The 26,804-nt window shown below is 41.6% G+C and carries 18 protein-coding genes; 1 reads left to right on the top strand and 17 read right to left on the bottom strand.

What is annotated here, in order from left to right; translation table 11 throughout:
* Nucleotides 1-80: 80 nt before the first annotated feature.
* The 7 genes from E0E36_RS11965 to E0E36_RS11935 form a co-directional block, all read right to left on the bottom strand.
* Entirely contained in the window at nucleotides 81-1,118 is a 1,038-nt protein-coding gene (locus E0E36_RS11965) for a linear amide C-N hydrolase (RefSeq protein ID WP_130856154.1), read from the bottom strand.
* A gap of 122 nt (nucleotides 1,119-1,240) precedes the next feature.
* On the bottom strand, nucleotides 1,241-2,518 hold the full coding sequence (locus E0E36_RS11960; protein WP_130856153.1) for a polysaccharide pyruvyl transferase family protein: 1,278 nt from the start codon (nucleotides 2,516-2,518) through the stop codon (nucleotides 1,241-1,243).
* Between the two features lie 29 nt (nucleotides 2,519-2,547).
* Nucleotides 2,548-4,023, bottom strand: coding sequence for a RagB/SusD family nutrient uptake outer membrane protein (locus E0E36_RS11955; protein WP_242627194.1), 1,476 nt, complete (start codon nucleotides 4,021-4,023; stop codon nucleotides 2,548-2,550).
* A 10-nt stretch (nucleotides 4,024-4,033) separates the two neighbouring features.
* Nucleotides 4,034-7,420, bottom strand: coding sequence for a SusC/RagA family TonB-linked outer membrane protein (locus E0E36_RS11950; protein WP_130856151.1), 3,387 nt, complete (start codon nucleotides 7,418-7,420; stop codon nucleotides 4,034-4,036).
* Nucleotides 7,421-7,521: 101 nt separating this feature from the next.
* On the bottom strand, nucleotides 7,522-8,691 hold the full coding sequence (locus E0E36_RS11945) for a FecR family protein (protein WP_130856150.1): 1,170 nt from the start codon (nucleotides 8,689-8,691) through the stop codon (nucleotides 7,522-7,524).
* Between the two features lie 67 nt (nucleotides 8,692-8,758).
* A complete protein-coding gene (locus E0E36_RS11940) occupies nucleotides 8,759-9,319 on the bottom strand; it encodes an RNA polymerase sigma-70 factor (protein ID WP_130856149.1) in 561 nt (186 codons plus the stop codon).
* Between the two features lie 168 nt (nucleotides 9,320-9,487).
* Nucleotides 9,488-10,150 (bottom strand): HAD family hydrolase, encoded by a 663-nt coding sequence (locus E0E36_RS11935; protein ID WP_041387246.1) that lies wholly within the window; start codon nucleotides 10,148-10,150, stop codon nucleotides 9,488-9,490.
* 204 nt (nucleotides 10,151-10,354) lie between these two features.
* Between E0E36_RS11935 and E0E36_RS11930 the strand changes: the two genes are divergently transcribed.
* The gene (locus E0E36_RS11930) at nucleotides 10,355-10,714 is read left to right on the top strand and encodes a hypothetical protein (protein WP_130856148.1); all 360 of its coding nucleotides are present in this window, start codon (nucleotides 10,355-10,357) and stop codon (nucleotides 10,712-10,714) included.
* A 73-nt stretch (nucleotides 10,715-10,787) separates the two neighbouring features.
* Here E0E36_RS11930 and E0E36_RS11925 read toward each other — a convergent pair whose 3' ends face one another.
* The 10 genes from E0E36_RS11925 to E0E36_RS11880 all read right to left on the bottom strand — a co-directional run bounded on the left by E0E36_RS11925 (nucleotide 10,788) and on the right by E0E36_RS11880 (nucleotide 26,797).
* A complete protein-coding gene (locus E0E36_RS11925) occupies nucleotides 10,788-12,386 on the bottom strand; it encodes a RagB/SusD family nutrient uptake outer membrane protein (RefSeq protein WP_130856147.1) in 1,599 nt (532 codons plus the stop codon).
* A gap of 31 nt (nucleotides 12,387-12,417) precedes the next feature.
* Nucleotides 12,418-15,681, bottom strand: coding sequence for a SusC/RagA family TonB-linked outer membrane protein (locus E0E36_RS11920; protein ID WP_207303755.1), 3,264 nt, complete (start codon nucleotides 15,679-15,681; stop codon nucleotides 12,418-12,420).
* A 125-nt stretch (nucleotides 15,682-15,806) separates the two neighbouring features.
* On the bottom strand, nucleotides 15,807-17,009 hold the full coding sequence (locus E0E36_RS11915) for a FecR family protein (protein ID WP_130856146.1): 1,203 nt from the start codon (nucleotides 17,007-17,009) through the stop codon (nucleotides 15,807-15,809).
* Nucleotides 17,010-17,085: 76 nt separating this feature from the next.
* Nucleotides 17,086-17,679 carry an RNA polymerase sigma factor gene (locus E0E36_RS11910; RefSeq protein WP_130856145.1) on the bottom strand — a complete coding sequence of 198 codons (594 nt, stop codon included), beginning with the start codon at nucleotides 17,677-17,679 and terminating at the stop codon, nucleotides 17,086-17,088.
* A gap of 284 nt (nucleotides 17,680-17,963) precedes the next feature.
* Entirely contained in the window at nucleotides 17,964-18,722 is a 759-nt protein-coding gene (locus E0E36_RS11905) for a LamG-like jellyroll fold domain-containing protein (RefSeq protein WP_130856144.1), read from the bottom strand.
* 743 nt (nucleotides 18,723-19,465) lie between these two features.
* A complete protein-coding gene (locus E0E36_RS11900; protein ID WP_130856143.1) occupies nucleotides 19,466-20,857 on the bottom strand; it encodes a UDP-glucose 6-dehydrogenase in 1,392 nt (463 codons plus the stop codon).
* 34 nt (nucleotides 20,858-20,891) lie between these two features.
* Nucleotides 20,892-23,267 carry a GumC family protein gene (locus E0E36_RS11895; protein ID WP_130856142.1) on the bottom strand — a complete coding sequence of 792 codons (2,376 nt, stop codon included), beginning with the start codon at nucleotides 23,265-23,267 and terminating at the stop codon, nucleotides 20,892-20,894.
* A gap of 13 nt (nucleotides 23,268-23,280) precedes the next feature.
* Nucleotides 23,281-24,093, bottom strand: coding sequence for a polysaccharide biosynthesis/export family protein (locus E0E36_RS11890; protein WP_242627193.1), 813 nt, complete (start codon nucleotides 24,091-24,093; stop codon nucleotides 23,281-23,283).
* Nucleotides 24,094-24,107: 14 nt separating this feature from the next.
* Entirely contained in the window at nucleotides 24,108-25,550 is a 1,443-nt protein-coding gene (locus tag E0E36_RS11885; protein ID WP_130856141.1) for a capsule assembly Wzi family protein, read from the bottom strand.
* On the bottom strand, nucleotides 25,535-26,797 hold the full coding sequence (locus tag E0E36_RS11880) for a WcaI family glycosyltransferase (protein ID WP_130856140.1): 1,263 nt from the start codon (nucleotides 26,795-26,797) through the stop codon (nucleotides 25,535-25,537). The genes E0E36_RS11885 and E0E36_RS11880 overlap by 16 nt, the downstream gene beginning before the upstream one ends.
* Nucleotides 26,798-26,804: the final 7 nt, after the last annotated feature.

Here is a 26,804-nt window from a genome sequence, read left to right as displayed (position 1 = left end):
ATCGTTAACGATATGTTAAGCACTGGAAATAGCAAGCAGTGTTCGTTGGCCAAAAAAGATCTATGCTGTCCCTTATACGTTTACAAGCCCTGAAATTTAAAAGGTTTACTTATTATAAATTTTTTGGCAGCATTTCCAGCGTAAGTTTCGCCATTACTAATTTTAAGCACTTTCACCGCTGCATTCTCCGAAAAATCTACGTCTTTGAAATCGACCCAAAATGTGTTAGGAGTAAGGGCGGTTTCAAAATAATAAACTAAATTCTTATGGTCTGAAACCGAACGCCAACGCGTAGAGGATATATTAGGTTGATCAGGTGTAGAAATTCCAAATGGAACAGAGCAGTTCCGAATAACACTGAAAGCACTTGCTACTGCAATTCTGCGATCGGCCGTTTTGGGAACTGAATTCGCATAGAACGCAGCACGTACAAAGCGATCTACTGCTCTATTCGTTCCCGGCAGCATGACAGTTCCTCCGATTTCTGACCAATATTCATTTAATGCTAACTGCTTTTCAAAAATAGGTGAGTTTGTCATCACGTTATAGGACGTATCGTGATGGATCACCAGTTTGCCTTTAATATATTCAAAAATAGCGTTGTCTCCTGTTCCATCCGAAAGTGATAGATGCAAGGTAGTCAAGCGCTCCTGTCCAGGTACATTTGCCGTTATAATCGTGATTTTCTCATCTTGAAGAGCGTCTACAGCTTCTGATACGGTTGCGAAATTATCAAGTACATACTGTGCCCATAGTGCAATCGATAAACCAGGTGTTTGTTGATTCCAAATAGGATATTCAGACTCGGCTAACCACAAGACATTAGCTACCAGCCCCTTCTCATTCATGCCATCCGTTGTGGAAATATCATAGCCGGAAGCAATTACACTTCCATATTTTGATTTCCATTGGATGGATTTTGGTCCCACCTCCCCGCTTCGTTCCATCCCGCGCGGAAAAATCCAGAGGTTTGTAAGAATATCATCTTTCCAATCCATAGAACGAGCTGTTAACAAGGTGCCATTCGTACCCTTGTAGACCACGCGTGTGCAACTTTTTACATCCGTTTTAACCGAACAAACAAAAAGTATGAATGCTAATAGTATTGATTTTCTCATAAAACGATTTGATAAACAAATTGGCTGTTACGTATTGAACAATAATAAATGCACAAATGTTCTGACCGAGCTCAATTTGTGCATTTATTAATTAGTCTCCTGTTTTCCCGAGGGACTTTATACTACCGCTGTTCTAGTTCATTAGCCAGTCTTGCCATACTAGCTGCAAAGAGTGTATCCACTCTTACTTTCGCGTCTAAAGCCTTTTGCTTGGCTTCCTCTGGATTTTTGGCAAGTGCTAAAACTGCCGGTAAAATCCGCTTCACATCCTCCGGTTTATCTACATCGAAATACCATTCATCCAAGCCAATATCCTTCCACATGATTCCTTTAGAGGTTTGTTCTTCAAACCTACCAACCAAAGCGGGTATACCGTTTCCGATACACATAATTGGGGAATGCATTTCCAATCCAAATAATCCTGCTGAGAGCCTATAAGTACTCACGGCTTCATCCGTTAGCCAATAAGAGTCTTTCCAAACTACTTTATTACGTACATCTTGTGGCAATTTGTCCATAATGATTTGCTTTCCCAACTTTACCTGAGTTCCATCCTCCGGACATACCAATACCTTCATTGGTGTCTGACGTACCACTTCAATAATCGCTTCCCGAATCGGCGCATTATCATGCTCACGCATTTCCTCATTACGTGCATTTTTGCGTCCATCAAATTTCGCTTTCTTTTCAGGAAGTTCCCACCATGGCGTATAACGTTGCCGAGGAATAGCACACAAGAAGCTACCTTCCTCTAAATCATGCTGTTCAAGAAATTTCCTGGCAGCCTTTTCATTACTTAGATCCACGGCAAAAGCACCATCAGGCCCAAATTCCATAACAGGACAACGCGCGCCATGTTCTTGCGCAAAATGAAGTGATGTTGAATCCCGGAAATAGCAAAACTGTGCTGTCGTGAGCAATTCAATATTCTTCGCTAATGCAGCTTCCTGTCCGGAAGTCGGCGGACCGTAAAATCCGGGAAATGTAATTCCATAAATGCCATAAGGTTTACTTGTTTCCTCTTTCCACCGAGCAATATCTTTAGCAGCAACCAAAGACGGTCCCGAGCCATGCAGTAAAAAATCGCTCTCCTGCCAGGCTCGCGCCAGATCGGCTTCACCTTGTACAATCTTCACGTGTGGAAAACGCTTTCGTAACATTGGTTCTACGCCGTTATTGATACTCATCGGCCACAAGCGCACTTCCACGTCCGGCAAATGCTTTTCAAGTAAGGCGAGTACGCCAGGGGTGTGGCCAATATCACCTATGTTGACCGTTTGCCAAGATGAACGAAGTAATACAACTTTTTTCCTCAAACTTCGCCCAAACAAATTCTGGGATAGGAGTACACTTGCAGTCAATGTTCCTAAATTCTTTATATATGCTCTTCGTGTTAACATAAAAATTCTTTTTAATAATTTGTCTTTAATTAATACCCCGGATTCTGTTCCAGTAGTGGATTAACATCCATATCCAATTGCGGAATAGGCAACAAGGTATGATGTTCTTGAATTTGTGCATTTCGTCCAAAGCCGGTATCTGCTTTAATGGCTTGTAGTAATTGGCCGGTTCGTATTAGATCAAATCGTCTGTTATTTTCGAAAGTTAATTCTAATCGGCGCTCCAGCCAAACAGCCGCTCGAAAAGACTCATAATCAAGACCACCCAGTGCATTAATACCTGCGCGTTGTCTCACTCGGTTAAGTGCTTCATATGCTTCCACAGACGGGGCCCCATCACGCTCATTACTCGCCTCGGCATAGATCAACAATACGTCCGCAAATCGTAAAATCGGAAAGCTGGTTCCCTCCCCACCATTTGTTGTCGCCGTTTTGTCCCAGAGTTTTTGGAAAGATACCGCATTGGCGGGATTCGGATCAGTAACCGATAATTCAACCGTCTTTCCTTGATAGCTGTAAGAGGTAATAAAAGAAACTGCTTTCCGTTGATCGTTGTCTTGATATAAATTAAAAAGATTTGCTGCTACTCGTGCAATACCGGCACCACCGCCTGGATAAATCGGCGCGGAGCGAATACCGTACCCTCTCCCCAAACTATGCCCCCGTACGTCGGTTAAATACTGAACTTCAAATACATTTTCTATACCTCCCCTCGCCTGTAACGAAAAGGCTTGGGCAAAAGTTGGATAAAGATCATAAACCCCTTGATCCATCACTTCCTTTGCTTTAGCCGCTGCCTGTTGCCAATAAGGTGAACCGCGGTCTGTGCCCGCTCTAGTAAGATAAACCTTCGCCAAAACACCTTGGGCGGCACCTTGCGTCGCCCGCCCTTTATCGATTCCGTCATATGATAGTGGAAGTACCTGTTCCGCTGCTAACAAATCACTCTCGATAAGTTGATATACTTCGTCTATAGAGGCGCGGGCAACTTCCAAGCCTTCCAAGCCATCCGTTTCAGTTGTCATAATAGGAACCCCTCCGTAAAGGCGTACCAAATTAAAATAAGCCAATGCCCGTAAAAATTTTGCTTCGGCAATATAACGCTGCTTCAGGTTTTCATCCATCGCAATCGCTGGCAATCGATTGATAACAATATTACACCGATTAATGCTCGTATAAGCAGCTGGATAGAAGCGAATAAAAGCATTATCGGGTGTTATATCATAGCGCCACAACAGCGGGCGGTTAGCGTCCCCCGTCAAAAACGGAACAGCATCATCGGAAGTAGCTAAATCAATAAAGACATCCGGATTACTTATACTCGCATAACAAGCCCCTAACGCAGCTTTTGCATCTTCCGCGGTTTTATAGTACGTCGCGTCTGTTAAATTGGAGAGGGGTGTTACATCCAATCGGCTCTCACAGTTAAACAATATCATTGCCAAGCATGAGAGCGAAACAATCGTTTTTATGTAGCCTAAAACTACTCGTTTCGTGTATGTCATATTTTCCATATTAAAATTTAACATTCAGTCCCAACAAATACGTTTTCGCCGCCGGATAGGCCCCATAATCAATACCTTGGCTTATCGTATCACTTCCGAACCTGTTTACTTCGGGGTCATACCCGGTATAAGAAGTGATCGTAAAGAGGTTTTGACCCGTGATATAAATACGACAGGAACTAACCGAGAGTGACCGTAACCAACTGGTAGGCAAAGTATAACCCAAAGAAATATTTTTAAAACGAATGTAAGACCCATCTTCCACATGGAGTGTGGAAAGCAATCGAGATCCACCAGCCGCGTTGGCCCGCGGCACCGAATTACTGGGATTGGTAGGAGTCCACCGGTCTAACACACGGGTTGACTGGTTATTTCCTCCCGTCATATTCATTTGGTCAAAAGTGCCGTAATTGAGAACCTCATTCCCGAAGGTGCCTTGAATAAAGATATTTAAATCAAAACCCTTATAAGAGATCGTATTATTAAGGCCACCAAAAGCATCCGGGTTTGCATTCCCGATAATCGTACGGTCCTCATCATTAAAAATACCATCGCCATTAATGTCTGCATAGTGTATATCACCGGGCTTTGCGTTAGGTTGTGCTGAGGCTGCAATTTCGTTTTCATTTTGAAAAATACCCTCCATTTTAAACCCATAAAAATTGCCTATCGGCGTTCCCACACGCATTAAAATCGGACTGATATTTGTTCTATGCACTTGTGCATCACTACCCGCTCTAAACTCTGTGCGATTATCAAGCGCAAGTACCTTATTTTTATTGAATGTTATATTGAAAGCGCTCGTCCAACGAAAACCACCATGATCAATGTTGGTACTATTCAATGCTAGCTCAACTCCCTTGTTCTGCACGCGACCGATATTTTGGAGCATTGAAGAAAAACCCGAATTCGTGGGGACTCCTACACTGAACAAAAGATCCGAAGTTGTTTTCACATAGTAGTCACCGGTGAAGGATAGCCGGTTATCAAAGAACCCAAGGTCCAATCCAATATCAAGTTGCGCGTTCTTTTCCCAACGTAAATCCGGGTTGGCTATTCCCTGAGGTGCATTACCTGTTAATAATGCTCCGCCCAACACATAGGGAAGCGGTGTAATATTTGCCAAAAAACGGTAATTATCAATTTCCTGGTTGCCGGAAAGTCCATAACTGATCCTAAGTTTTGCGTCTGATAAATATTTCAAATCCTGCATCCAGGTTTCATTCCGTACTTTCCAAGCAAACGCACCGGAGGGGAAAAAACCGAACTTATTATTGGTGCCAAAACGAGAGGATCCATCCCTTCTACCGGTGAGTGTCAGTAAGAACCGATCGTCAAAACCGTAGTTGACTCGTGCGATATATGAAATCAATCGCCACTGGTTTACACCTGAGCTAGCCGGAATAAGTGTCGACCCGGCTCCCAAATTATGATATTTAGCAAAGTCATCATTGAAAGTATTGGCATTGGCCGTGGCCGTTTCATAATCAGACTGCTGATAGCTGTACCCTAGCAATGCGTTAAGTTGATGAATCGATCCGAAAGTGCGCTCATAAGTCAAGGTATTTTCGTTTAACCAGTTGATAGTTTGTGCAGATGCGACAGAAGCGCTTCCGCCTAAGCTCGCACCTGTAATTACCCGGCGTGAAATATAATTGCTTGCCTTATTGGACTGTAAATCGGCGCCCAATGTAGTTTTAAATCTCAGATGATCGCTGATTTTAAATTCTGCATAGGTATTTGCTAAAAATCGAATCAAAGAACCTTTGTTGGTGAATTCCTGTGACATTGCATAGGGATTATCAGCCCCCAAACCATTGAGGGGTCCCTGGTTAGTAAAGTAAGCTCCATCGGAATTCCATACCGGAAAAGTTGGCGAATAGTTCAAAGCTGAAGAAACCACACTTTCATAAGCGGTATTGCCCGCTATTTCCGTACGCGCGCTATTACTGGAAGTGTGTACACCCTGTGCAGATAGGCCCACTTTCAGCCGACTTGAGACATCACTATCTACATTTGTCCGAAGTGAATAACGTTTAAAATCAGAACCAATAACGATACCGTCTTGTCCATAATAGCCAAGCGAAATGGCATAGCGCGTTTTTTCGGAGCCACCTGATATACCTAATTGATGATCTTGTATAGGTGCTTTGCGCAAGATGACATCTTGCCAATCTGTACCTTCACCTAAACTTGAAGGCAACGGACGTTCGTCACTACTTCCGTCAAAATAGGGCACCGAACCATTATTAACATTGGCATCATTGACAAATTCTGCAAACTGCCGGGCATTCAACAGGGGGATTTTTCGTCGTACGCTCTGCTCTCCATAATAACCGTCGTAACTCACAATGGATCTTCCGACTTTTCCTCTACGTGTAGTTACCATGATGACGCCATTTGAACCTCTCGATCCGTAAATAGCTGTCGCTGACGCATCTTTCAGGACCTCCATTGATTCGATGTCGTTGATGTTAATAGAGTTGAGATCGCTGGTCGGGAAGCCGTCAATAACATATAAAGGTTCATTGCCTGCGTTAACGGAACCTGTGCCACGAATGCGTACCGTAGTGGCTCCCCCGGGCCTAGCCGAGTTTGTGGTAACATTGACGCCCGCCACCCGCCCTTGCATGGCGCGGTCTAAGGCCACAATTGGCGTAGCGCGAATGTCCTTCTCCCCTACGGTAGATACTGCTCCTGTTAAATCTCCTCGTCTCACCGTACCATATCCTACTACTACTACTTCGTCTAATGCCGACTCCTGTTCGGCCAACGTCACATTAATCTGTGTACGCTGCCCAATTGACTCTTCCTTCCGTTGGAAGCCGGTAAATGAGAACACGATGAAGGCTCCGTCCCGAACAGATAATGAATAATAGCCATCACTATTCGTTATCGTACCTACTTTTGGATGCTCCTTAACAAAAACAGAGACCCCTTCCAAGCCTCTTCCATCTTTGTCTGTTACACGTCCTTCTATTATTAACTGTGACAGCTCTGGTGGCCCTAGGCTTACCCCTCCAAGAGAGGATCGCTCACTTAGTTTTAATACAACAGTTTTTTCTTCTTTCGAGACGATTTCTACCTTTAAAGGATAAAAGCACTGCTTTAATACCTCTTCTATGGGCGTCTCTTTTACGTCGATAGACACCTGTTTCAGGGTGTTAGAACGATCAACATTATAGATAAAATCATAGCCTGTCATTTTTCCTAACCGCCGCATTACTTCTTTTATCGCAACGTTGTTAACCTTTAAGGTAACTCGCTGCGCCAAGCTGATCGCATAACAATGGCTACAGATGATGGTTAAGATGAAAATGAGCTTCATTACCGCTATTAATTTTAAGAAACAGCGCAAAAGTGCAACACTATTCCATGCAGTATTTTTTTTGTACATTTGATTATTAGGTTTGTTTAATACGAAAAGGAATTGACCTAATGTTCAGCTTTAAGCTACTGATCCGGAAGTGTTAGCGCATTTCCGGTCAGCTTTTTCTATTACTCAGACATAATCGTCACCCTCCTTCCTTTTATTTCGTAAGTAATCTCTCCCGTAGCAGCTAAACTGCTTAACAGATGCTGCAGGCTCTTCCTTTTAGAAAAAGTACCGGCAAAAATCTTATCCTCCATATCTCCCACATAAGTAACATCGATCTGATACCAGCGTCCTATTTTCTTCATGATATCAACAATATTTTCATCGTTAAAGACAAAATATCCGTTTTTCCAAGCAAGCGCGGCTTCTATGTCCGCTCGTTCAATATCCAATCGATCATCAGCCACATAAGAACGGGCCTCCTCTCCTACTTTTAGCACTTGTTGTTGATGGGCTGTTCGGACTTGAACAGCACCTTCCAATAACGTTGTTTTCATTGCTAGCTCATCTTGATACGCCTGCACATTAAATTTTGTTCCCAAAACATAGATAGTCTGTTGTCTAGTATTCACGATAAAGGGACGTCCAACGTCATGTACAATTTCGAAATAGGCCTCGCCTGTTAGTCGCACATTACGCTTGCGCTCAGTAAACTGCGAAGGGAACGCTAAAGAAGAATTGGCATTTAACCATACGAGCGAACCGTCAGGTAAAACGACTCGATACTCACCGCCTATCGGCGTCGCGATGGTATTGTAATTGGCAACAGGTTTCCTCCCGCTTACAGTTGTATAATTACAAGTAATTTGGCCGTCAGCAGTTTTAGTAATCCGCACCCCGGCACGCGAAGTGCTTTCTCCAGCTGATAGGCGATCCAAATCGACCGTCGAGCCATCATGTAACTTCAACTGCGCTATCGGGCGGCCAGGCGGAATCATTTGCTTAACTTCTTTATGGTTCTTTTCGTACATAAATAACCCTCCCATGCACAGAAAAATCAGTATAGAAGCGGCCATCCAATAGACCGTTCTTTGTTTTTGTCTTTTGCTATTCACCACCATTCGCCTCTTAATACGGTCCATGCTAGCTTCAAGGTCGTAAGCTTTCATTTTCGCTAACCACGAGCTCACCTTGGAAGGATCATTTAATTGTTCAAAAAGTAGCTGATTGGCTTGGGATGTCTGACGCCAAACGACGATTTCCTCTTCCTCCTCTATAGAAAGCGGCTGCTGCAATCGTTTCGAAAGTAAATAAATAATATGTTCCTGTTTATAAAAGGCCTTGCTCGTCATGTTCGGCAAATTTTTACCTTATATACGACAAACGAAGAAAGACGTACCTATTCGATTACTTATTTTTTTAAGAAAGAAAAAGGTGAATGAATAAGAGCCCCGAAACACTTCCTGCAAATTGCTTTTTCAGCATTCTTAAAGCTCTTACTTTGTGGTTTTTTACCGTCTGTACAGATAGATCCAAGGATTGAGCAATCTCTTCATTCGTTAGGCCTTCTACAAATCCTAATTGCATCACATGCTTACATTGAGAGGGTAGATGCTGAATTGCTCTATATAATTCCGCCAACACCTCAGTATGGATTAAATCATGGAGATAGTCCTGTTCAACTTCTTCACATTGATCAAGCCAAACGCTATGTCTTTTGTGTATTCGTCCCTGTGTTTTGATAAAGTCTAGGCAGGCATTTCGGGTAGCTTGATATAGAAACGCTTTCAGATGCGTCTCATTTGTTAACACCTTCTTCTGCTTCCAGAGACGAAGAAATAGCGATTCGATAATATCTTCACTTTCGTCATCCCCCACATATTTTGTTGCAAAGAAACGAAGTGCGGCATAGTAGGTCTTATACGTCCGTTCGAAAACGGCATTGTCACCTAGATTGCATTGACCACCTCCGATATGCATTTCGATGTTTATAATTGGTTAGATAATAAAGGAGTATACTGAGAAGCCCCTTTCTGTAAAGGTATAAAATAAAATAGGAATCAGAAAAAGATAGCAGCAATTCGGCTTTAGTTCCCAAGCTAACAACCAAAAACCAATAACTAACAACTATTAGCTAACCGCTAACTACTAACTAACTGCTAAAAACTCTTCCAATACCTGGTGAAGATTATCAAACATACGATCAACTAGTAAAGATTGGCGAATCGACTCATGTGTCTGTACACCCCAGCACATCAACCCGGCGGCCTTTGCCGCGGTTGTTCCCGTTACAGAATCTTCCAGTACCAGACAATCCTGCTTGTCTACCCCTAATTGCTCTACACACATAAGGTACGGCTCGGGATGTGGCTTGGTATTCTTAACTTCCGTACGCGTCACTAAGCACCTAAAATATTTCATCAAATCATGGGCTTCCAAATAGTAAATAGCAACTTCCCGCTTGCTGGAAGTAACAAGAGCGATCACGATTTCTTCTTTATGCAGATAACTAATCAGCTCTTTTGCCCCAGGCATCAATGGTACTAATTCTTCATCATACTGCTGTGCTACTTTCGATTTTACTTTTGACAAGAACTCATTAACATCCGGTTGGAAATTATATTGTTTTTGTAGCACATCAATTGCCTGAACATCTGTTTTACCGGCAAGCGATGTAAGCCATAATTCACTTTCCAGTATAAAGCCGTAAGTGGCTAACACCGCTTTCCAAGCTTTATAGTAAAACCACTCTGAATCTATTAAAGTTCCGTCTAAATCGAATAACACTGCTTTTGGTTTTTTTAGCATCATATTTTTACATTTACTTATTTCTTCACTATAGCTGATGCAAAATGCGAAGAAAAGCTGGGTTTTACCTTATTAAATAAAACTTTTGTAAATTACACTAGGATAATTAATCCCTCGTCAATATTTTCCTAATTTGATACCCGCTAAAGGTACTTTGGTACGGCTATTGTACTATTATGGATAGTATTGATTTTAAACGCATTTACTATGGAAATTACAACAACTACTGTTCACGATTTACATTGGGATTTTCCAAGTTCGCAAGATTTTTCTGCTCAAATTACAAACAATAAAATCACGAAACTTTCCTTTCAGGACGTAGGGGAATTAACCAATTCACACCTCGATTCAATTAACGAGAAATATCTTCGCAACGTTCATCGGGCACTTAGCAATCTGTTTCAACACCTCGATCAAGTACGTAGCCTAGGAAATCTTCCATCAAAAGAAGAAGAAGATAGTGCTGACAAAACAGATCGCGCACAGCAGCTCCGATATCTTCAAAAAGACGAGAAAGATATGCTGGAACATCGGGAGAATATTATGAACCGCATCCGAAGGTTATAATAGATCGCTCTAAATTGGAGAAGAAAATCCAGCCTTATCGACTAGATTTTCTTCTCATCTATTACAATATAAGTTAATACCCTGGGTTTTGTTTTAAATTAGGCTCCACCCTCAGTACCGTTTGATGGAAAGGCCACAAGTAATTATGTGGTGCAAAGTGACGATCTTCGATTTTCAACGACACCATTTTTCCATTCACTAAACGTGTGTGTCCGAGTGCAGGCTGGCTCAATACTTCCTCAGCAATGCGCCAACGAAGTATATCCTCATAACGAAGCCCCTCTCCTGCAAACTCAATGCGTCGTTCGTTGCGGAGTAATTCAACCCATTGTTGTTGTGTATAAGCGCTGTAGGCAGGTAAAGTTACATTAGCTACTGACATGTCTAAACCCGCACGTTCACGCACCAGATTAATACAGCTTTTCGCCAGCTCGTCGATTTGACCCAACATAATTTTCGCTTCCGCATAAGTTAGTAGGACCTCCGCGTATCGAATTAAACCGAAAGTCAGGGTTCCGTCTCTAAACGCATCGGCCTCCGATACAAACTTTCGAAACCAATACCCCGATTTACTGGCGCGTTGATTTTCATAGAACATCGGATTGCCGGGCGTGTAGATATCAATTTTTTCTCCATAAAAAGTATCACCGGGTCCCATAATACTAGCAGCATAACGTGGATCCCGATTCAACCCCGGATTGAGTTCATATTCTTCTTTTGTATGCAATGGACATTGATCTATCGGACGTCCCTGTAAGGTCCAGTAAGCATCTACCAGCGATTTCAAAGGCACTGCATATGATTGACCATTCCCTGTTCGGAAATGTGGCCCAAGATCGCGGAATGAATAAGTCGCTGCATTTCCCACGCTCTCCCGTTCCATATGAAGAATAAATTCCTTGTTTTTTGTATCACCTTCGTATTGAAACAAATCGCGATAGCTGCTATACAATTGATATTTACCACTATCCATGATCTCCTTTGCCAGTTGGGCGGCTAATTCATAACGTTCGTTGAATAAAGCATAGCGCATAATCAAGGCTTTAAACGAGTATCGATTAAACATGTATTTATTAGTCGTATATTCATTATCGGGCAACCGATTCGCTACCTCAACAGCCATGCTGAATAAGTTATCCAATACTTGGGCCTTTGGGGTAGGAGCTACTTTGGATCCCTCAATCGTAGTTGGTTCCAACACAAACGGAATATCTCCCCAGCGCATAACGGCTTCAAAATAATGCCAAATGCGTAAGCCTTCCAAAATGGCTTTATATCTTTGCCTTACCGCTTCGTCCTCTACATAAGGCACATTGATATTTGCCAGATACGTATTTATCCGACCGATATGCTTCATATGAATGGTCCAATAGTATTCAAAGGCCCTTGTATTACTGTTAAAGGTACCGTTCGCTATGCGTTGATGATGGTCACTTTCGGCGCGACTATACGCATTATCCGATCGAGCATCTTTCATGTAAGACAATAAACGACGATCACTCCGATTGGTAAAAACATCCAGGTAAGTGCTATACACCACCCTGCGTAAATCATCTTCATCTACAAAGAACTCTTGAAACGTTGTTGCTGTAGGATCCGTTTTGTCCAAAAATTTCTCGCAGCCACACGCTATATAACTTAATAAAATCAGTATAAATAATTTCCTTTTCATCTCTTATTTTTTGTTGTCATTGAAATAACGCTCACAGAATTGTGGCACGAAGGCCGATACTATAAATAGCCATCCGTGGATAACTTCCATTACCACCGTTCCTCTCTGGTTCTAAACCTTCCCATTTCGTGAAGGTGAAAGCATCCTGCGCATTTAGATAGATCCGCACATTTTGAATTCCCTTAACCAATCGAGGGATGGTGTAACCCAGTTGGATCATTTTGATACGGAAGAAGGCCGCATTACTTAGCCAAACATCGCTGAGTACTGCATTAGAACTGGCACCGGTCCATACTCTCGGAAACCGGCTATTCGGTGTTTCGGGCGTCCAACGGTTATCCATGTATTCCTGACGAGGTGTGCCGAAGCTATTATTTGTACCATCCATTAGTACAGGATAGCCCTCCAAGCCGCTCACCCATCCAGTGCGCTTGCCTACACCTTGTCCCAACACCGTAAAATCCCAGCGCTTATAACGCAGATCTATATTGATTGCATAGTTCATGTGCGGAAAAGGATCGCCCAAGTCTACCCGGTCCATCTCGTTGATGATACCGTCACCATTTTGATCGATATAACGGATGTCTCCCGGCAGGGTATTCGGTAATTTAGCTGTTGTATTGTTGACCTCTTCCTGGTTTTGAAAATAACCGTTGCTTCGGTATCCGTAATAATTATCTAAGGCGATTCCAGGATACCAAATCTTATTCTCATTGTCTTTAAAAATTAATGTATCATTTGCTCCGTATCCAGCTTTTAAGACTTTATTACGATTATCAAACAACATTCCTCCAATGGTATAGCTAAAATCACCTAATTTATCAGACCATTGCGCGCTGATTTCCCACCCCCTATTTTCAACTTCGCCAATATTGACAGCCGATTCGAGGTTATTAGATCCTGTAAGCGGTGGCACCGGAAAACGTCCATAGATAAGATCGTATGAATGCTTATTGTAAATTTCGGCTGTTAAACTAAGGTGATCGTTCAATGCAGTCAAATCTAACCCAACGTTCCATTGCTTTTGCTTTTCCCAGGAAAATTCGGGATTAGGTACACGCATCGTCCAACCCCAATCATTTACATTTTCCTGCCATAGATAGGGGTCTACATTTTCATTTCCAATGCGTCCATATGAAAACCGCAGTTTGAGATTCGTAATTGCTCCTGATGAACGTATATTGTCAAAGAATTTTTCATTTTGGGCATTCCATGCGATAGCAGCAGAAGGGAACATTCCCCAACGATGCCCTGGAGCAAACTTGCTGCTACCATCCGCCCGGGCCGTAACCTCGACGATATAACGATTATCGAAAGCGTAATTTACCTTACCAAAAAAAGAGGCCTTGCTAACTTCCCTATAATCCGTGTAGTTATAATTCATAATTTCTGAACCTGCAATCAGATAGAGCTTATCCTTTTGCCCCCTTAGATCTTGTTCGTAATTAATATTCGCCCGTGCGGTAAGTTGGCTCACACTTACGCCCTGTTTTGCGCCAACATAATTGGCCCAGGTGGCTGCAGGTTTACCGTCTCCATCATAAAACATAAAAGTAGAGCGCTTAATTTTGCTCGCCGACTTATTAATGGTATAAGAAACATTTCCTTCCAAAAACAAATTACTTTTCAAAAAATACTTGGGTCGCAAGTTGATCGTGCTTACATCGTACATATTATTTCTTCTTCCTCCATGCGCAATAGAGGCCAAGGGGTTTAGGTTATTATGTAAAATATAATGCTCCGGTTTATCCGACTCATAAAAAACAGGTTGAGTTGGATTCATCTTCCAAGCATCCTCATACAACCAATTTCCACTGGGATCATCATCAATATCGCTGAGTTGTAACCGGTCCACTTGCAAGCGATGTGCGTAAAAATCAGCCAATAGCACAAATTTGTCTGCTACATTGATATTGGTATTAAAGCGGGCACTAAACTTCTCCGACCCTTCGTACTGATTAAGGCCGCTTTCGTTAATATAGCCGAGCATCAGATTAAAAGTCCCTACACCTCCGCCACCGGATATACTGGCTGTAACGTTCTGTGCATGCGCCCGCTGTTGCATGACTTGGTCCAACCAGTTTATTTCCGTATACTGCCCTTGATCAGCTAAGGCAATTTGCTCATCTGTAAAAAGCAGCGATTGCCCCTGTGCCCGATGGGCCTCATTATTTAAGCGCATATAATCCGCTGCCCTTACAAAATTGGGTTTATCAATAGGCTCATTGAATGAGGTCCAAGAATGTAGGTCGACCTTAAACTGACCGGTTTGGCCTCGTTTCGTTTCAATAATGATAACTCCATTGGCACCACGCGATCCATATAAAGAAGCTGAAGCAGCATCTTTTAGGACGTTGATGCTTTTAATCTGATTGGGATCAAGGTCGGTCAGGCTCTGCTCCATGCCATCTACGATCACCAAAGGTTCGGCGCCTTGCAAAGTACCGACCCCTCGAATGGAAATAGTCCCCGGCACACTTCCCGGCATATTATTACCTTGCATTAAAGTAACACCCGGCAAAGTACCACTGAAGGCCTCCTGCAATTTAAAAATAGGCCTATTGGTTGCTCTATCCATATTCAATTCGGCAACAGATGACGCGATATGTCTCTTCTCAATCGTACTGTAACCGGTTATCACCACTTCCTCCATTTGTTTATCCTCTTCCTCCATCACCACGTCCACTTTGATGCGGCCTTTCGTGTTCACTTCCACGGAAGCAAAGCCCAATATGCTAAATATGAGTGTTGCATCACTCGGAACTTCTATCCTATATTTACCGTCCTCATCGGAAATCACACCGATATTCGAGCCCTTTACTACAATCGTCACTCCTGATAAAGGTTTTCCCTTTGCATCACGTACCGTACCATCAACCATGCTTTGTCTCTTCTTTGAGCTATTCTTATTATCAAGAAGTGATATATACGTTGTTTCAATTTTCGATACGATGATGTTTTTCTGCATAATCTCATATGATAGCCCCTGCCCTTGCAGCACTTGCTGCATCGTTTCGTTTATATTTTTTTTCGAAAGTGTTACGTTAAAAGGTCGGGTTTTCTCCAACAAATTAGCATCAATTAAAATGTTGTAGCCGCTCTGCCTACGGATTTCTCGAAATACATCTTTTAAAAGGGCGTTTTTTCGATTGAGATTAATGCTTTGTCCATAGATCGCAGCTTGAGCGTGGAGGGCGAGGAACACTAGGATCATAATCCCCTTCATAATCAGGAAAAGTCTAAATCGTTTGCGCATAGCAATAGCGCAAACAAATGCAGTATAATTTTTATACATTTGAGTACAGGTTTATTAATATTAGGTCCTTAAACTTAAATTGATGAACATGGCGGCGACAGGTCGCACGATCAGGGGCGGTGGTGCGCTCCTGATCTCCTTACCTTCGCACCATTTAGGTTAGCTTAATTCATAACGATTACCCTCCTTCCTTTAATGGTGAAACGTGCTATTTTCGTTTTTTCAAACCCGGCAAGTAATTGTCGGATATCCTCTGCTTTGGAGATGGTCCCATCCAATCGTTTCCCTTCAAAGTTCCCTTTATATTCGATTTCTACATCATACCATCTACTGATTTTTTTCATTACACGCTCCAAGGGTTCACTGTTAAAGAAAAAATTGCCATTCTTCCAAGCTAATGTTTCTTCCAAATCAACGGATACTATTTCCGTTTTTTCGGCTGTTAAACTGGTCTGCGCCTGCTGCCCCGGTTTTAGAAGATGTCGTTCCTCTCCTCTTCTAACCTGCACACTCCCTTGTACCAACGTCGTTTTTATCAGCTTATCATCGGCGTAAGCACAGACATTAAAATGCGTCCCCAACACATCAATTTGTACACCTGCTACATCAACAACGAAGGGATTACTCTTATCGGCGGCTACTTCAAAATAAACCTCTCCTTTCATGGATAGTCTCCTTTCGTTTTCACTAAAAACAAGTGGATAACTAATGGAAGAGGCACTGTTTAGCCACACCTTCGTACCATCCGGCAATACAACCTGATATTCACCGCCAGTTGGTGTAGCGATGGTATTCAAAAGCTCTTGATTACTTTCTTTGCTTTTTTTAACATCAGACGCGTAAATCAATCTTCCCCGGGTAGCGCGTATATGCATGTTTCCCTGCACAGCTACCTCTTTATTAGCCGTGCTATCCAGCGCAATACAGGTACCATCTGCCAATGTTAAAATTGCTTTCTTTCCGCCGGGAGTAATATTACTTGACGCAACACTTGAAGTTTGCCAATTCGTTGAACCATTATTAACATAACTTAAAAACCATCCGCCAAACAAGACCAAAATCAAACCAATAGCAGCCGTCGCAACTAGAAGCCATGGTCGTTTCTTAGGGTGCCGCTTCCTTTGAAAAGATAGGTGCGCCGATTCTTTAAAACGACTATCCTGAATGATTCCCTGATAAATCTCATCACTGGGGATCGGCATATCTGTCGTCAGGTCAAGCTCATCCATAATGCTTACTATAGCCTCGTCTAACACTTGTTCGTGCCCCTTTTCGTGAAGATAGTCCACTAAAACCCGATAGTCTTCCGGAAGTAAATTGTCTTCTAAATAGGCCGTAAGTAAGAGCAGCAAGCGATCTTTCGTCATTAAACTATATAAAAATGATACTATTGTAAGGGTAAACGCATGAAAGCCGAAAGAGGGTAGGGTAAGATTAAAAAAATTATTTTCGCCACAAAAGATAGACAATCAAAACCGAGTAAAAGATGTCATGTTGTGCCAAATATAATCGCAGGTTTTTTAAGGCGCATACCAAGTGATATTTTACGGTATTTTTAGATATCCGTAGTTCACTGGCAATTTCCTCATAAGAGAGCCCTTCGGTTCTACTAAGTTCAAACACCAGTTTTTGTTGTTTAGGCAATCTATCTAACGCCTGTTGCGTGATCTGTCGTAGATCATTCAGTAAGATTGTATCCTCTGTTTCTGTGCTTAGGTGTATCGAAAATTTTGTCGCTTCTTCCTGCATTCGTACTACAACCGTAGATCGTCTGAAGGCATCAATTGTCAAGTTCCGTGCTTTGGCAAAAATATAAGGATATAGTGGTAACTCGTCCGACAAATCGTTTCTGTGAATCCATAAATTTAAAAAGGTTTCTTGGGTCACTTCTTTACTTAACTCAATATCTTTAAGAAACGCATAGGCAAAGCGAAATACGGATTGATGACACTGTTGATAAATGAGCTGAAAAGCCTGTTCATTTCCGTCACGAAGCTTCCGGATAGTCAACGGATCTATTATTGGCGGCACAGGCATAATCGATCATCAATAATTAATTAGTCAGCACAAATTAGCGGATATTTTTTTATTATCAAAACTTTCCTTTTATTTCGAAACGTTTCGTTGAAGGGAATTGCTTACCTACAAAGCAATCGCTATTAAAATTCACTTGGACTTTAATTGATAACCTTAATATCTCACGTCCATCCGCTCGGAGAAAACACCAACGATAGATTATTGCGTACTTGGCTAGGTATATATAGCAAAAAGGTTCTACTTTTGAAGCAGAACCTTTTAAGACTATCCTACATGATACGCTCTTATGTCTGATTTTGATCAATTAATGCATCCACTTCTGCGTCTCTAAGCCAACGGTTGTATTTTCGTATTTCATCAATTCTACCACGAAAATAATTAGATGAACCTGTATGCGACCCCTCATAATTATAACTATAACCCATTTTCTGAGGTGGTTCCTGAGGGTCTAGTATTCGATCGCTCTGATAATAATTAGTTAAAACAATATTGCCATCAACTAAAACTTCAAGTACCGACTTGTTCTTCGACCAGCGGACAACGATATGCTGCCATTGTTGGCACTTAATGACCTTCGGTGTCGTCGGCCAAATATTTTCATTTGTCCAATAGAGTGTCATGGTGCTATCGGGGTTTATAAACATATTATATTCCCGAGCACTGAAGTTATGGAAATAAGCTTTTATAAACAACGGATGAAGCTTTTCAAGATCATCCAGATTGATCCAAAAGGCTAAACTTCCTTCAGCTTCACCCAATCCTGCTCCTATATCCATGCCTTGTCCATACAAACCATTATTTACCATTCTTAGCGCCTTATTGGGTACATTAAAACGATCGGCACCAAAAGTGGCCTCTTTGATGTCATAAGTTTCATTACTGACTTGATCTATGCTGTTTCCGCTAAACGGAAAGTAGTAAACCAAGCCGCTGTCAAGATCAACAACGGGATCCATGTCTCCATTTCCCTTGTCGCAACTGTTGATCAGTAGGGTTACGAACAACACGTTCAGCAACCATACAAAATAGCGATAGCTTTTCATAAAATTATTTGTATCTATAATTGTGTTGCTACACCCTGTTTAATAGGATAGCCTTTAACGCGGGAGAGCGTTTAATTCGCACAAAAAGCCAACCACAACCTCAGCAGATTTTGTCGGTTGGCAATAATTGTGCAGAAGCGTTGATCAATACACGCCTTTTAAGAAATAAATGAAAAATATGCACAGTCCGGTGCATGTAGGTATTGTCAAATCGACCTTTGTGCTCGATTATTTTAGTGTATAAAAGTGATTAGAACATTTAGGGCACCAAAATTTTCTCTTGTAAAAAGGCAGAAATAGCTTCACAAATCTGTTGCGGGGTATACGATAATCCGTAACCGCGCCACACCTAGGACATTTTGCTTCGCTTGCGAAGGTTGCAACCTGTTGCATGGTTGATGTATTTAAAATAAAAGATTAAGTTAGGGAGCGAAGGGTGTTATCCTTCTGAAATGTCCGTTCGTTATATACTGTATCGCATCACATGACTGTCAAAAGACAACCAAACTCAGTCAACGCAAAAACGTTTCAAATCAAATGACAATACCAAATATGCAACAAACAAAACTTAGTGCTAAACTAATCATTATATCACAAATACACAATTATAATGTGCAATATTGAGAAATACACCATTATCACCGAAGTGAGATATCTCAACACGATTAACACCATACCAACCTGATCCAGGAAGGTAGATTGCTACATTGCAAAAAATTACAGATGAAGTAAATGAAATAAAATCAGCTTCCGATAGCGCTCACTTTAAACCCTATACGCTCCAGCTGCCCCTTATCTAAAATATTCCGTCCGTCAAATATATGCGCAGGTTTAAGCATTGCATCATAAATTTTTTGCCAATCATAATCCTTGAATTCATCCCATTCTGTCAGTATAGCTACTGCATGTGCATCTTGACAGGCTTCATAAGGATCTTGTACTACATCAACAAGCAGCTGGTTTTCTTCTACAGTTCTGGTATTTAGATAATCTAAATCGGCATACATTTGATCGGCAGAAACCTTCGGATCATACACGGCAATCTTTGCTTGCTCATAAAGTAAATGATCTGCGACGTAGATAGCGGCAGACTCGCGTGTATCGTTTGTGTCTTTCTTGAAGGCCCAACCTAAAAAAGCGATCTTTTTTCCGTTCACTGTATTATAAAGCGTCTTGATAATCTTATTGGCAAAACGCCTCTTTTGACGATCATTCATAATAATCACCTGTTCCCAATAATCGGCAACCTCATTTAAGCCATAACTTCTGGCTATATATACCAAATTGAGAATATCTTTTTGAAAGCAGGAGCCTCCAAACCCTACGGAAGCTTTTAAAAATTTTGGACCAATTCTACTATCCGTTCCGATAGCGCGGGCAACCTCTCCAATATTGGCTTCTGTAAATTCGCACAGTTCAGATAAAGCATTAATAGATGATACACGTTGAGCCAAGAAAGCATTGGCAGTAAGCTTCGACAGCTCAGAAGACCATACATTTGTCGTTAGAATCCGCTCTTTGGGCACCCACCGCGCATATATGTTCACAAGTGCTTCTATAGCTTGTTTCCCTTCCGCATCTTGATCACCGCCAATCAGCACGCGATCGGGTGTTAGCAAGTCATCAACAGCGGTGCCCTCTGCTAAAAATTCCGGGTTAGAGAGTATCTGGAATTTGACATTATTCCCGGTGTGTTTTAGGATATCCTTCAAAGTGCTAGCTGTACGGACGGGCAAAGTTGATTTCTCTACCACAATTTTATCACTTGTGCTTACGCGAGCGATTTGTCGGGCACAAAGCTCAATCCATTTTAAATCTGCGGCCTGCCCCTTACCTGCTCCGTAAGTCTTAGTTGGTGTGTTCACCGAAATAAAAATCATGTCGGCCTCTTTAATAGCACGATCGACCTCCGTTGTAAAAAAAAGATTCCGACCACGCGCTTCCGCCACTATTCCACTTAATCCCGGCTCATATACCGGTATATTTTCCACATTAGGATCGTTCCATTTATTAATACGTGATTCATTCAGATCCACTACCGTAACCTGAATATCCGGACATTGTTTGGCGATGACCGCCATGGTTGGGCCGCCAACATAACCGGCACCTATGCAGCAGATTTTTGTGATGTTCATTGATTATTCTTTATAAGTTAAGGTTCTTTGCTGTTTACTTCTTCTTCCACCACTTATTTGATTGCTCCTCTTGACCATAACTTCCATAAGCATATCCATAGTAGCTATAACCATTCCCCCTCTTTCGCACATCATTGAGGACGATAGCGTAATTTCCCAGCCTTCTTTCCCTTTTCATATCTTCCGGTAACGCAAGTAGGTTATATGGTGTGTAATGAGCACGCGTCACGAACACAAATAAGTCAGCGTAGTTACTGAGCAGCTGGGCATCTGTCACCGCACCAATCGGTGGTGCATCAATAATAATAATATCAAATCGTTCTCGTGCGACTCTAAACAACTCTTTGGTACGTGCTTGCATAATCAATTCGGACGGATTGGGAGGTATCGGCCCGCATGGCACAAAATAAACATTCCCGGTACTATCCACCGGTCGCGCAATATCGTCAAGCGTCAACTCCTTATTTACCATAAAATTGGATATCCCTTTTTGCCCAACTTGCGTCTGATAAGTTTTAGACAATTTTGGCTTACGGAGGTCAAATTCCATGAGTAGAACTTTTTTATCCGACTGGGCGAAGACACTGGCTAAGTTTAGCGAAATAAAAGATTTTCCTTCTCCCGGCATACCGGAAGACAGGAGCACTACCTTACGCTCGTCTTCTGCCAAAAGGAATTGAATATTGGTACGTAGCCCTCTAAATTGCTCGGCCAATATCGAACGTGAGGAACTGAATTCCAACAAATCGATCCCCGACGTATTATGACTAAGTTCCGCTATAACAGGCGCCGAAGTCCGCTCTTCAATATCCTTACGACTCTGCACCCGTGTATTCAAACTATCTTCTAAGAAAATCTTGCCTGTAGGAATTAAAAGGGCCACAACAAAACAACCTAGATAAACAAAGGTTGACTTTGGACTAAAAGGTTGTTTATCTGCCTTAGGCCGATCTAAGATGGTAATCCCCGCAATACTGGATGTGTTCCCTAAAGCGGTCTCTTCCCGCTTTTGCAACAAAAACAAATAGAGTTCCTGCTTTAACTGTTGCTGTCTCGACAAGTCGAGAAAAGCACGCTCCTGCGCGGGTACCTGTCGTATATCGCCACGAATCGATCGTGTGCTGCGCTCAATTTCCTGCTTATTGATTTCCAGAGAACGTCTCGTGTTCTTGATGTAATCAAAAATATTTTCCTTTACTGAAGTAATCCGCTGATCTACATTTTTTATAATCGGATTGTTCGGTCGATATCCCATCAGTAAGCGATCGCGTTCTAGAATGAGTCCATTATAATTCGAAATCAGCGCGTTAAACGCCTGGTCTGACGATTGCCCATTACTCAATACATTGCCGGATATCAAGCTTTTGCTTCCGGGTACGTTAAGTAATGAATCTACTGCATCCATTACTTCCATCCGTATTTGCACATCATCTAGCTGTTGTCCATATTCTTTATTGCTCTGAAGCATAAGTTGAGATTGCGCCGATATGTTAGTCAAACCCTGCCCTTGCATAAATTGTTGAATTTTTTGTTCAATACTCGTCAACTCTGTGTTTACCAAAATAATGCGTTGGTCAATAAAGGAAATCGTACTATCTGCTATTCGGCTTTTGTTCTGAATATTCTGCTTAATATATTGATCGATGTAACGATTTAGCACATACTCTCCTTTGGATTTAAGGGCGCAATCCATCTGTAAATCAATAATTGTGGTTAGCTTATTACTAATATTCGTTGTAATGGTTGATCGTAACGAAGAAACCGCATCATCAAAAGGCAAAACCTTAATCTTGTATTCTACGTCTTCTACCGCCGCTTTGGATTCGCCATTTTTCTCCATAGTGAAGGAGCCATAACCTGCTAATTCGAATGGACTATTGAAAGGGATCTTCTGTAGAATCTTTTGTTCTCCATTACTTTCGTAAGATAGATTGAAAAAGGCACTGTCATAAGGCTGCATAGTAAGCAGTAAAGCCCGACTAATGGTGTCAGTTACGCCGTTGAAAACGAGCTTGTAAGGCCCTTCAAAAACTTCTACATCGCGCAAGGGCTCTTCCTTAAACCACATAATATTAAGTTTAAAGTCCCTTACGAGTGCCTCCATCAATGAACGTATTTTCAGAATCTCCGATTGATTGTCTACACCACTTGTAGTTCCAAGTAAGCTCTCAAGATTTAATTGAGCTGCCGAAGGGGTGGATTGCTGGTCATCTTCGATCAGTATTTTTGCTGCTACATGATACAAAGGGGTGGTGTAATACCGGAGATATACATAGCCTGCCACAAAGCACAGTAGTAAACTCAAAAGAAATAACGGCCATAATCTTATTAAACGTAGTAAATAATCTTTATAGCTGAATGCAGACTTTCGCTTCGATTGAGATGTTACTTCCATATTATATGTATTCATTGATCGGGTTCAATTAGAGTCGTGTTATAATAAGTGCCGCAGTGGATAATAATGATGCAATGATGGCTATCACACTGAAGCGAGAAGATTCAGCAGCAGCTATTTTACCCTTACTAGGTTCCACGTAAATAATATCATTTTGCTTTAAGTAGTAATAAGGCGATTTAAATAATTGCGAATCGTTTAAATTAAACTGCACGAGTTCCTTCCCGGTATTCGTCTCACGTATCAATAGCACATTCTCCCTCTTCCCATATATAGTCAAATCTCCAGCTAAGCCAATCGCATCTAAAATTGTTACTCGCTCTGATGGCATCGTATAGCTCGAAGGTCGGTTTACCTCTCCGATTACAGTTACCTTAAAATTAACAAAGCGAACCTGCACAGTTGGATCCACAAAATATTCGTTAGCCTTTTTACGAATTAGATTACGTGCTTCATAACTGGTTAATCCTTCTAGTTTAATCCTTCCCAATACGGGCAATTCTACTTCTCCCTCTTTATCTACCACAAATCCTGTTGCTCGTTGTTGACCACTTCCGGGGCTCGCTATGCTATTATTAGTTGCGGCATCGTTCACTTGTGAAGCAGCGTTGACATCGGCAGTTTGTATGGTAATATCCAAGATGTCATCTTCTTTTATTTTCAGTTCTGTATATGCTGCTTGTTCGATCTTATTATATTCTGTCTTAGGAATATTTTTAAAATAAGGAATGGTCTTATTACTCTGGCAAGCAGTTGCCAAAAACGCTATTAACACTAAAAAAAAACCAATGCGCATTTTTTTCATATATATCTTCTTATCCTGATTAATTATTTTATTCATTGCGTAATCGAGCGTTAAAAAATACGATAGCTAACACCAAGGCTAAAGCCTACATTGTCGTAAAAATCACCGGCATCCCAAGCGATTTCGCCGTTAATCCACCACTTTCTATTCAAAACATAGCTTACACTTTGTAAACTGTAAAACTGCTTATATGTACTATTTACATACTTTTCGATCGCTGTAGCCCCCATGAAGTGCACGTTATAAGTGAGAAGCGTTTTGAAGCTAAAGTGCTTGAAAGGTGCATACTCAATTCCCAGATGCCCACCTACTACGCGGTTACTAATAATGTTTGCCTTCCCCATAATCCTTCCTTCACGACCTTCGTCTTGCTGCCAGTTAAAGGGTTTCACAGGCAGAAAATGACTCCCTCTTACCCGGTTCAGAAACAAGGGGGTTCCAATGATCATATCTTTATATTCCCAACCGGTTTTATAGATTCCATTGTTGTAATAGCTTTGCTGTTCCTTTCCATAGTCTTCCATCTGTTTGGTATGGATAAACTCAACGAGCACCTTTCTTATTTTCCATTTCGGTTCTTTAAAAGTTAAGCTAAGGCCAGCAAGGCGGTCGATGTTACGGATATCGATACCCGTACCACTTTCAAAAAATAGCTGATTATAAAAATGCCAATAACCATAACCACTTTCCAAATCGAAACCACCTTCCAGCGTTCCACGCTGGTCTCCTGCACGATTGGGGCGCAGTATACTATTTGATGGTAAACTGCCATCATTTGCCTCTTTTACAAGGAAAACATCCCAAAAGCCCTTCCAGCTTCTATCTAATGAAAACCTTCCCCTCTTTCCACCCCATTCACCAAAGTGAACAACCCCACCAAATAATTTCAATTTTCCTCTACCAACGCGTAAATAAAATGCCTTTTCGTGTAAATAGGATTCGTAGTAACGATCTTTCCCCATCCAACCGTGACTGATTAAACCTTTAAATTGTACCCATCCGTTAGTAAAGGGAATTTCTTTATACGCAGGCACTGCAATACCGATTTTTGGAATAGGTAAGGCATTAGCACTCAGTCCCAAAGAGCCTGTCGAAAGCGTCGGGTCGACCTCCCCAAGTACTTCACGATATCTTCCTCCCCGAAGCTCCCAACCCTTATAATTAACTTTCACATTTCCTTCTACAATCGTAAAACCCTCAAAATGATTATGATTATAGACATCTAAGGTATAATTCACTCGAAAATCCCCATTTTTTGACGCATGTTCGTTAGCGAGGTAGACATTTGTCGAAACATCACTTTGCCTATCCTTAATCGTTCCGTATCGGTTTGCAACTAACCATAGTGGTAAAAAATCTTTCGAGGCTACCGTCGTTATCGTACCCACAGAAAGTTTTAGTGAATCTTGCCAACGCTTTACTGAATCCTGCGCCGCCACTATTCCAATACATCCCATGCAAACTATCAATAAAAAAATTAAGCGTAATGCCATTTTTTAGTCCTTTCTTTTACACCGATCATTTCCAATAAGCGATCCTCAAAGTTTCGCATAATCCTTTCCTTCGAAAGATGTTGCATCGCATACTCTCGAGCAGCGTTACGATAACTTGCTAAATCTTCACTCAACATCCTATTCAAACCGTCTACGAGTGCTTGGGTCGATTCGGGTTCTACCAACACGCCCAATCTACCTTGGTCCACGATGTCATATAGGGAGGTGTTAGGCATGGCGGTTACCAAAGCGCAACCACCTGCAGAAAATATACCCGTCAACTTGCTCGGCATAACCAAATCGGCGGCCGATTTTTTCTGCAATACTAAGTGAATATCAGCTGTAGCTAATAAAGCGCTTAATTTTTCGTACGGTTGCAGCGGATAAAAGAACACATTGTTCAGACCTCTCTCGCTTACCGCCTTTTGCAAATTTTCCTTATTACCACCTGATCCGACGATCAAAAAACGAATAAAATGGTTTTGCTTAAATGCTTCCGCAGCCTCAATAATAACTTCCAGCCCCTGCTTTTCTCCTAAATTTCCGGCGTATAGAATAACCTTATCATCCATTGGAATATTCCATTCCTTACGCAACGACTCGTTTATCGACAGCGGTTTGATAGCCGTTTCGTCTACCCAATTGGGAAACATAATAAATTTTTCTTTCGGGACGCCTTTTGCAAGGATCTTTCGCTGCATGCCTAAGCTAATGGAGGATACCGCATGACTGCTATTAAGAAGATAACGTTCAGATTTAAACATCCAATCCAATAAGCGCTTATTACGGATCATACCAAGATCTTTCGCAGCATCGATTTGCAGATCCTGAATATGTGTCAATAAGCGTGCTTTCTTTATTTTCGCATACAATAACGCAAAGAAGCCCAAATGAAATGGTGGGTTAATATTGATGACCACATCATACTTTTTCTTTAACAGTAAACCAAACCATTTTGGCAATACTGAACCTAAAAAAGAAAATTCATGCAGAATGCGTTTCTTTGAGGTAACCTCTTTTGGCACATATAAAGGTACTCGGTAAACGGTTACACCATCAATAATCTCTTTGAACCATTTTTTTCCTTTGTAGGCTGGATGGATATCCCATTCCGGATAATAGGGAGGTGCCGTTACTACAGCAACCTCATGCCCCTGAGCAGCTAACCAAGCACCCATTTCACCGGTATATTTTCCAATACCGGTAAGCTCAGGGTAATAATTGATACCAAATATTAATATCTTCATAGCATTT

This window comes from Olivibacter jilunii (assembly GCF_900607235.1).
In the GTDB taxonomy this organism is placed as follows: Bacteria; Bacteroidota; Bacteroidia; order Sphingobacteriales; family Sphingobacteriaceae; genus Olivibacter; species Olivibacter oleidegradans.
Note: the sequence above shows the minus strand (reverse complement) of the source record. Positions and strands in the feature narration are given on the sequence as shown.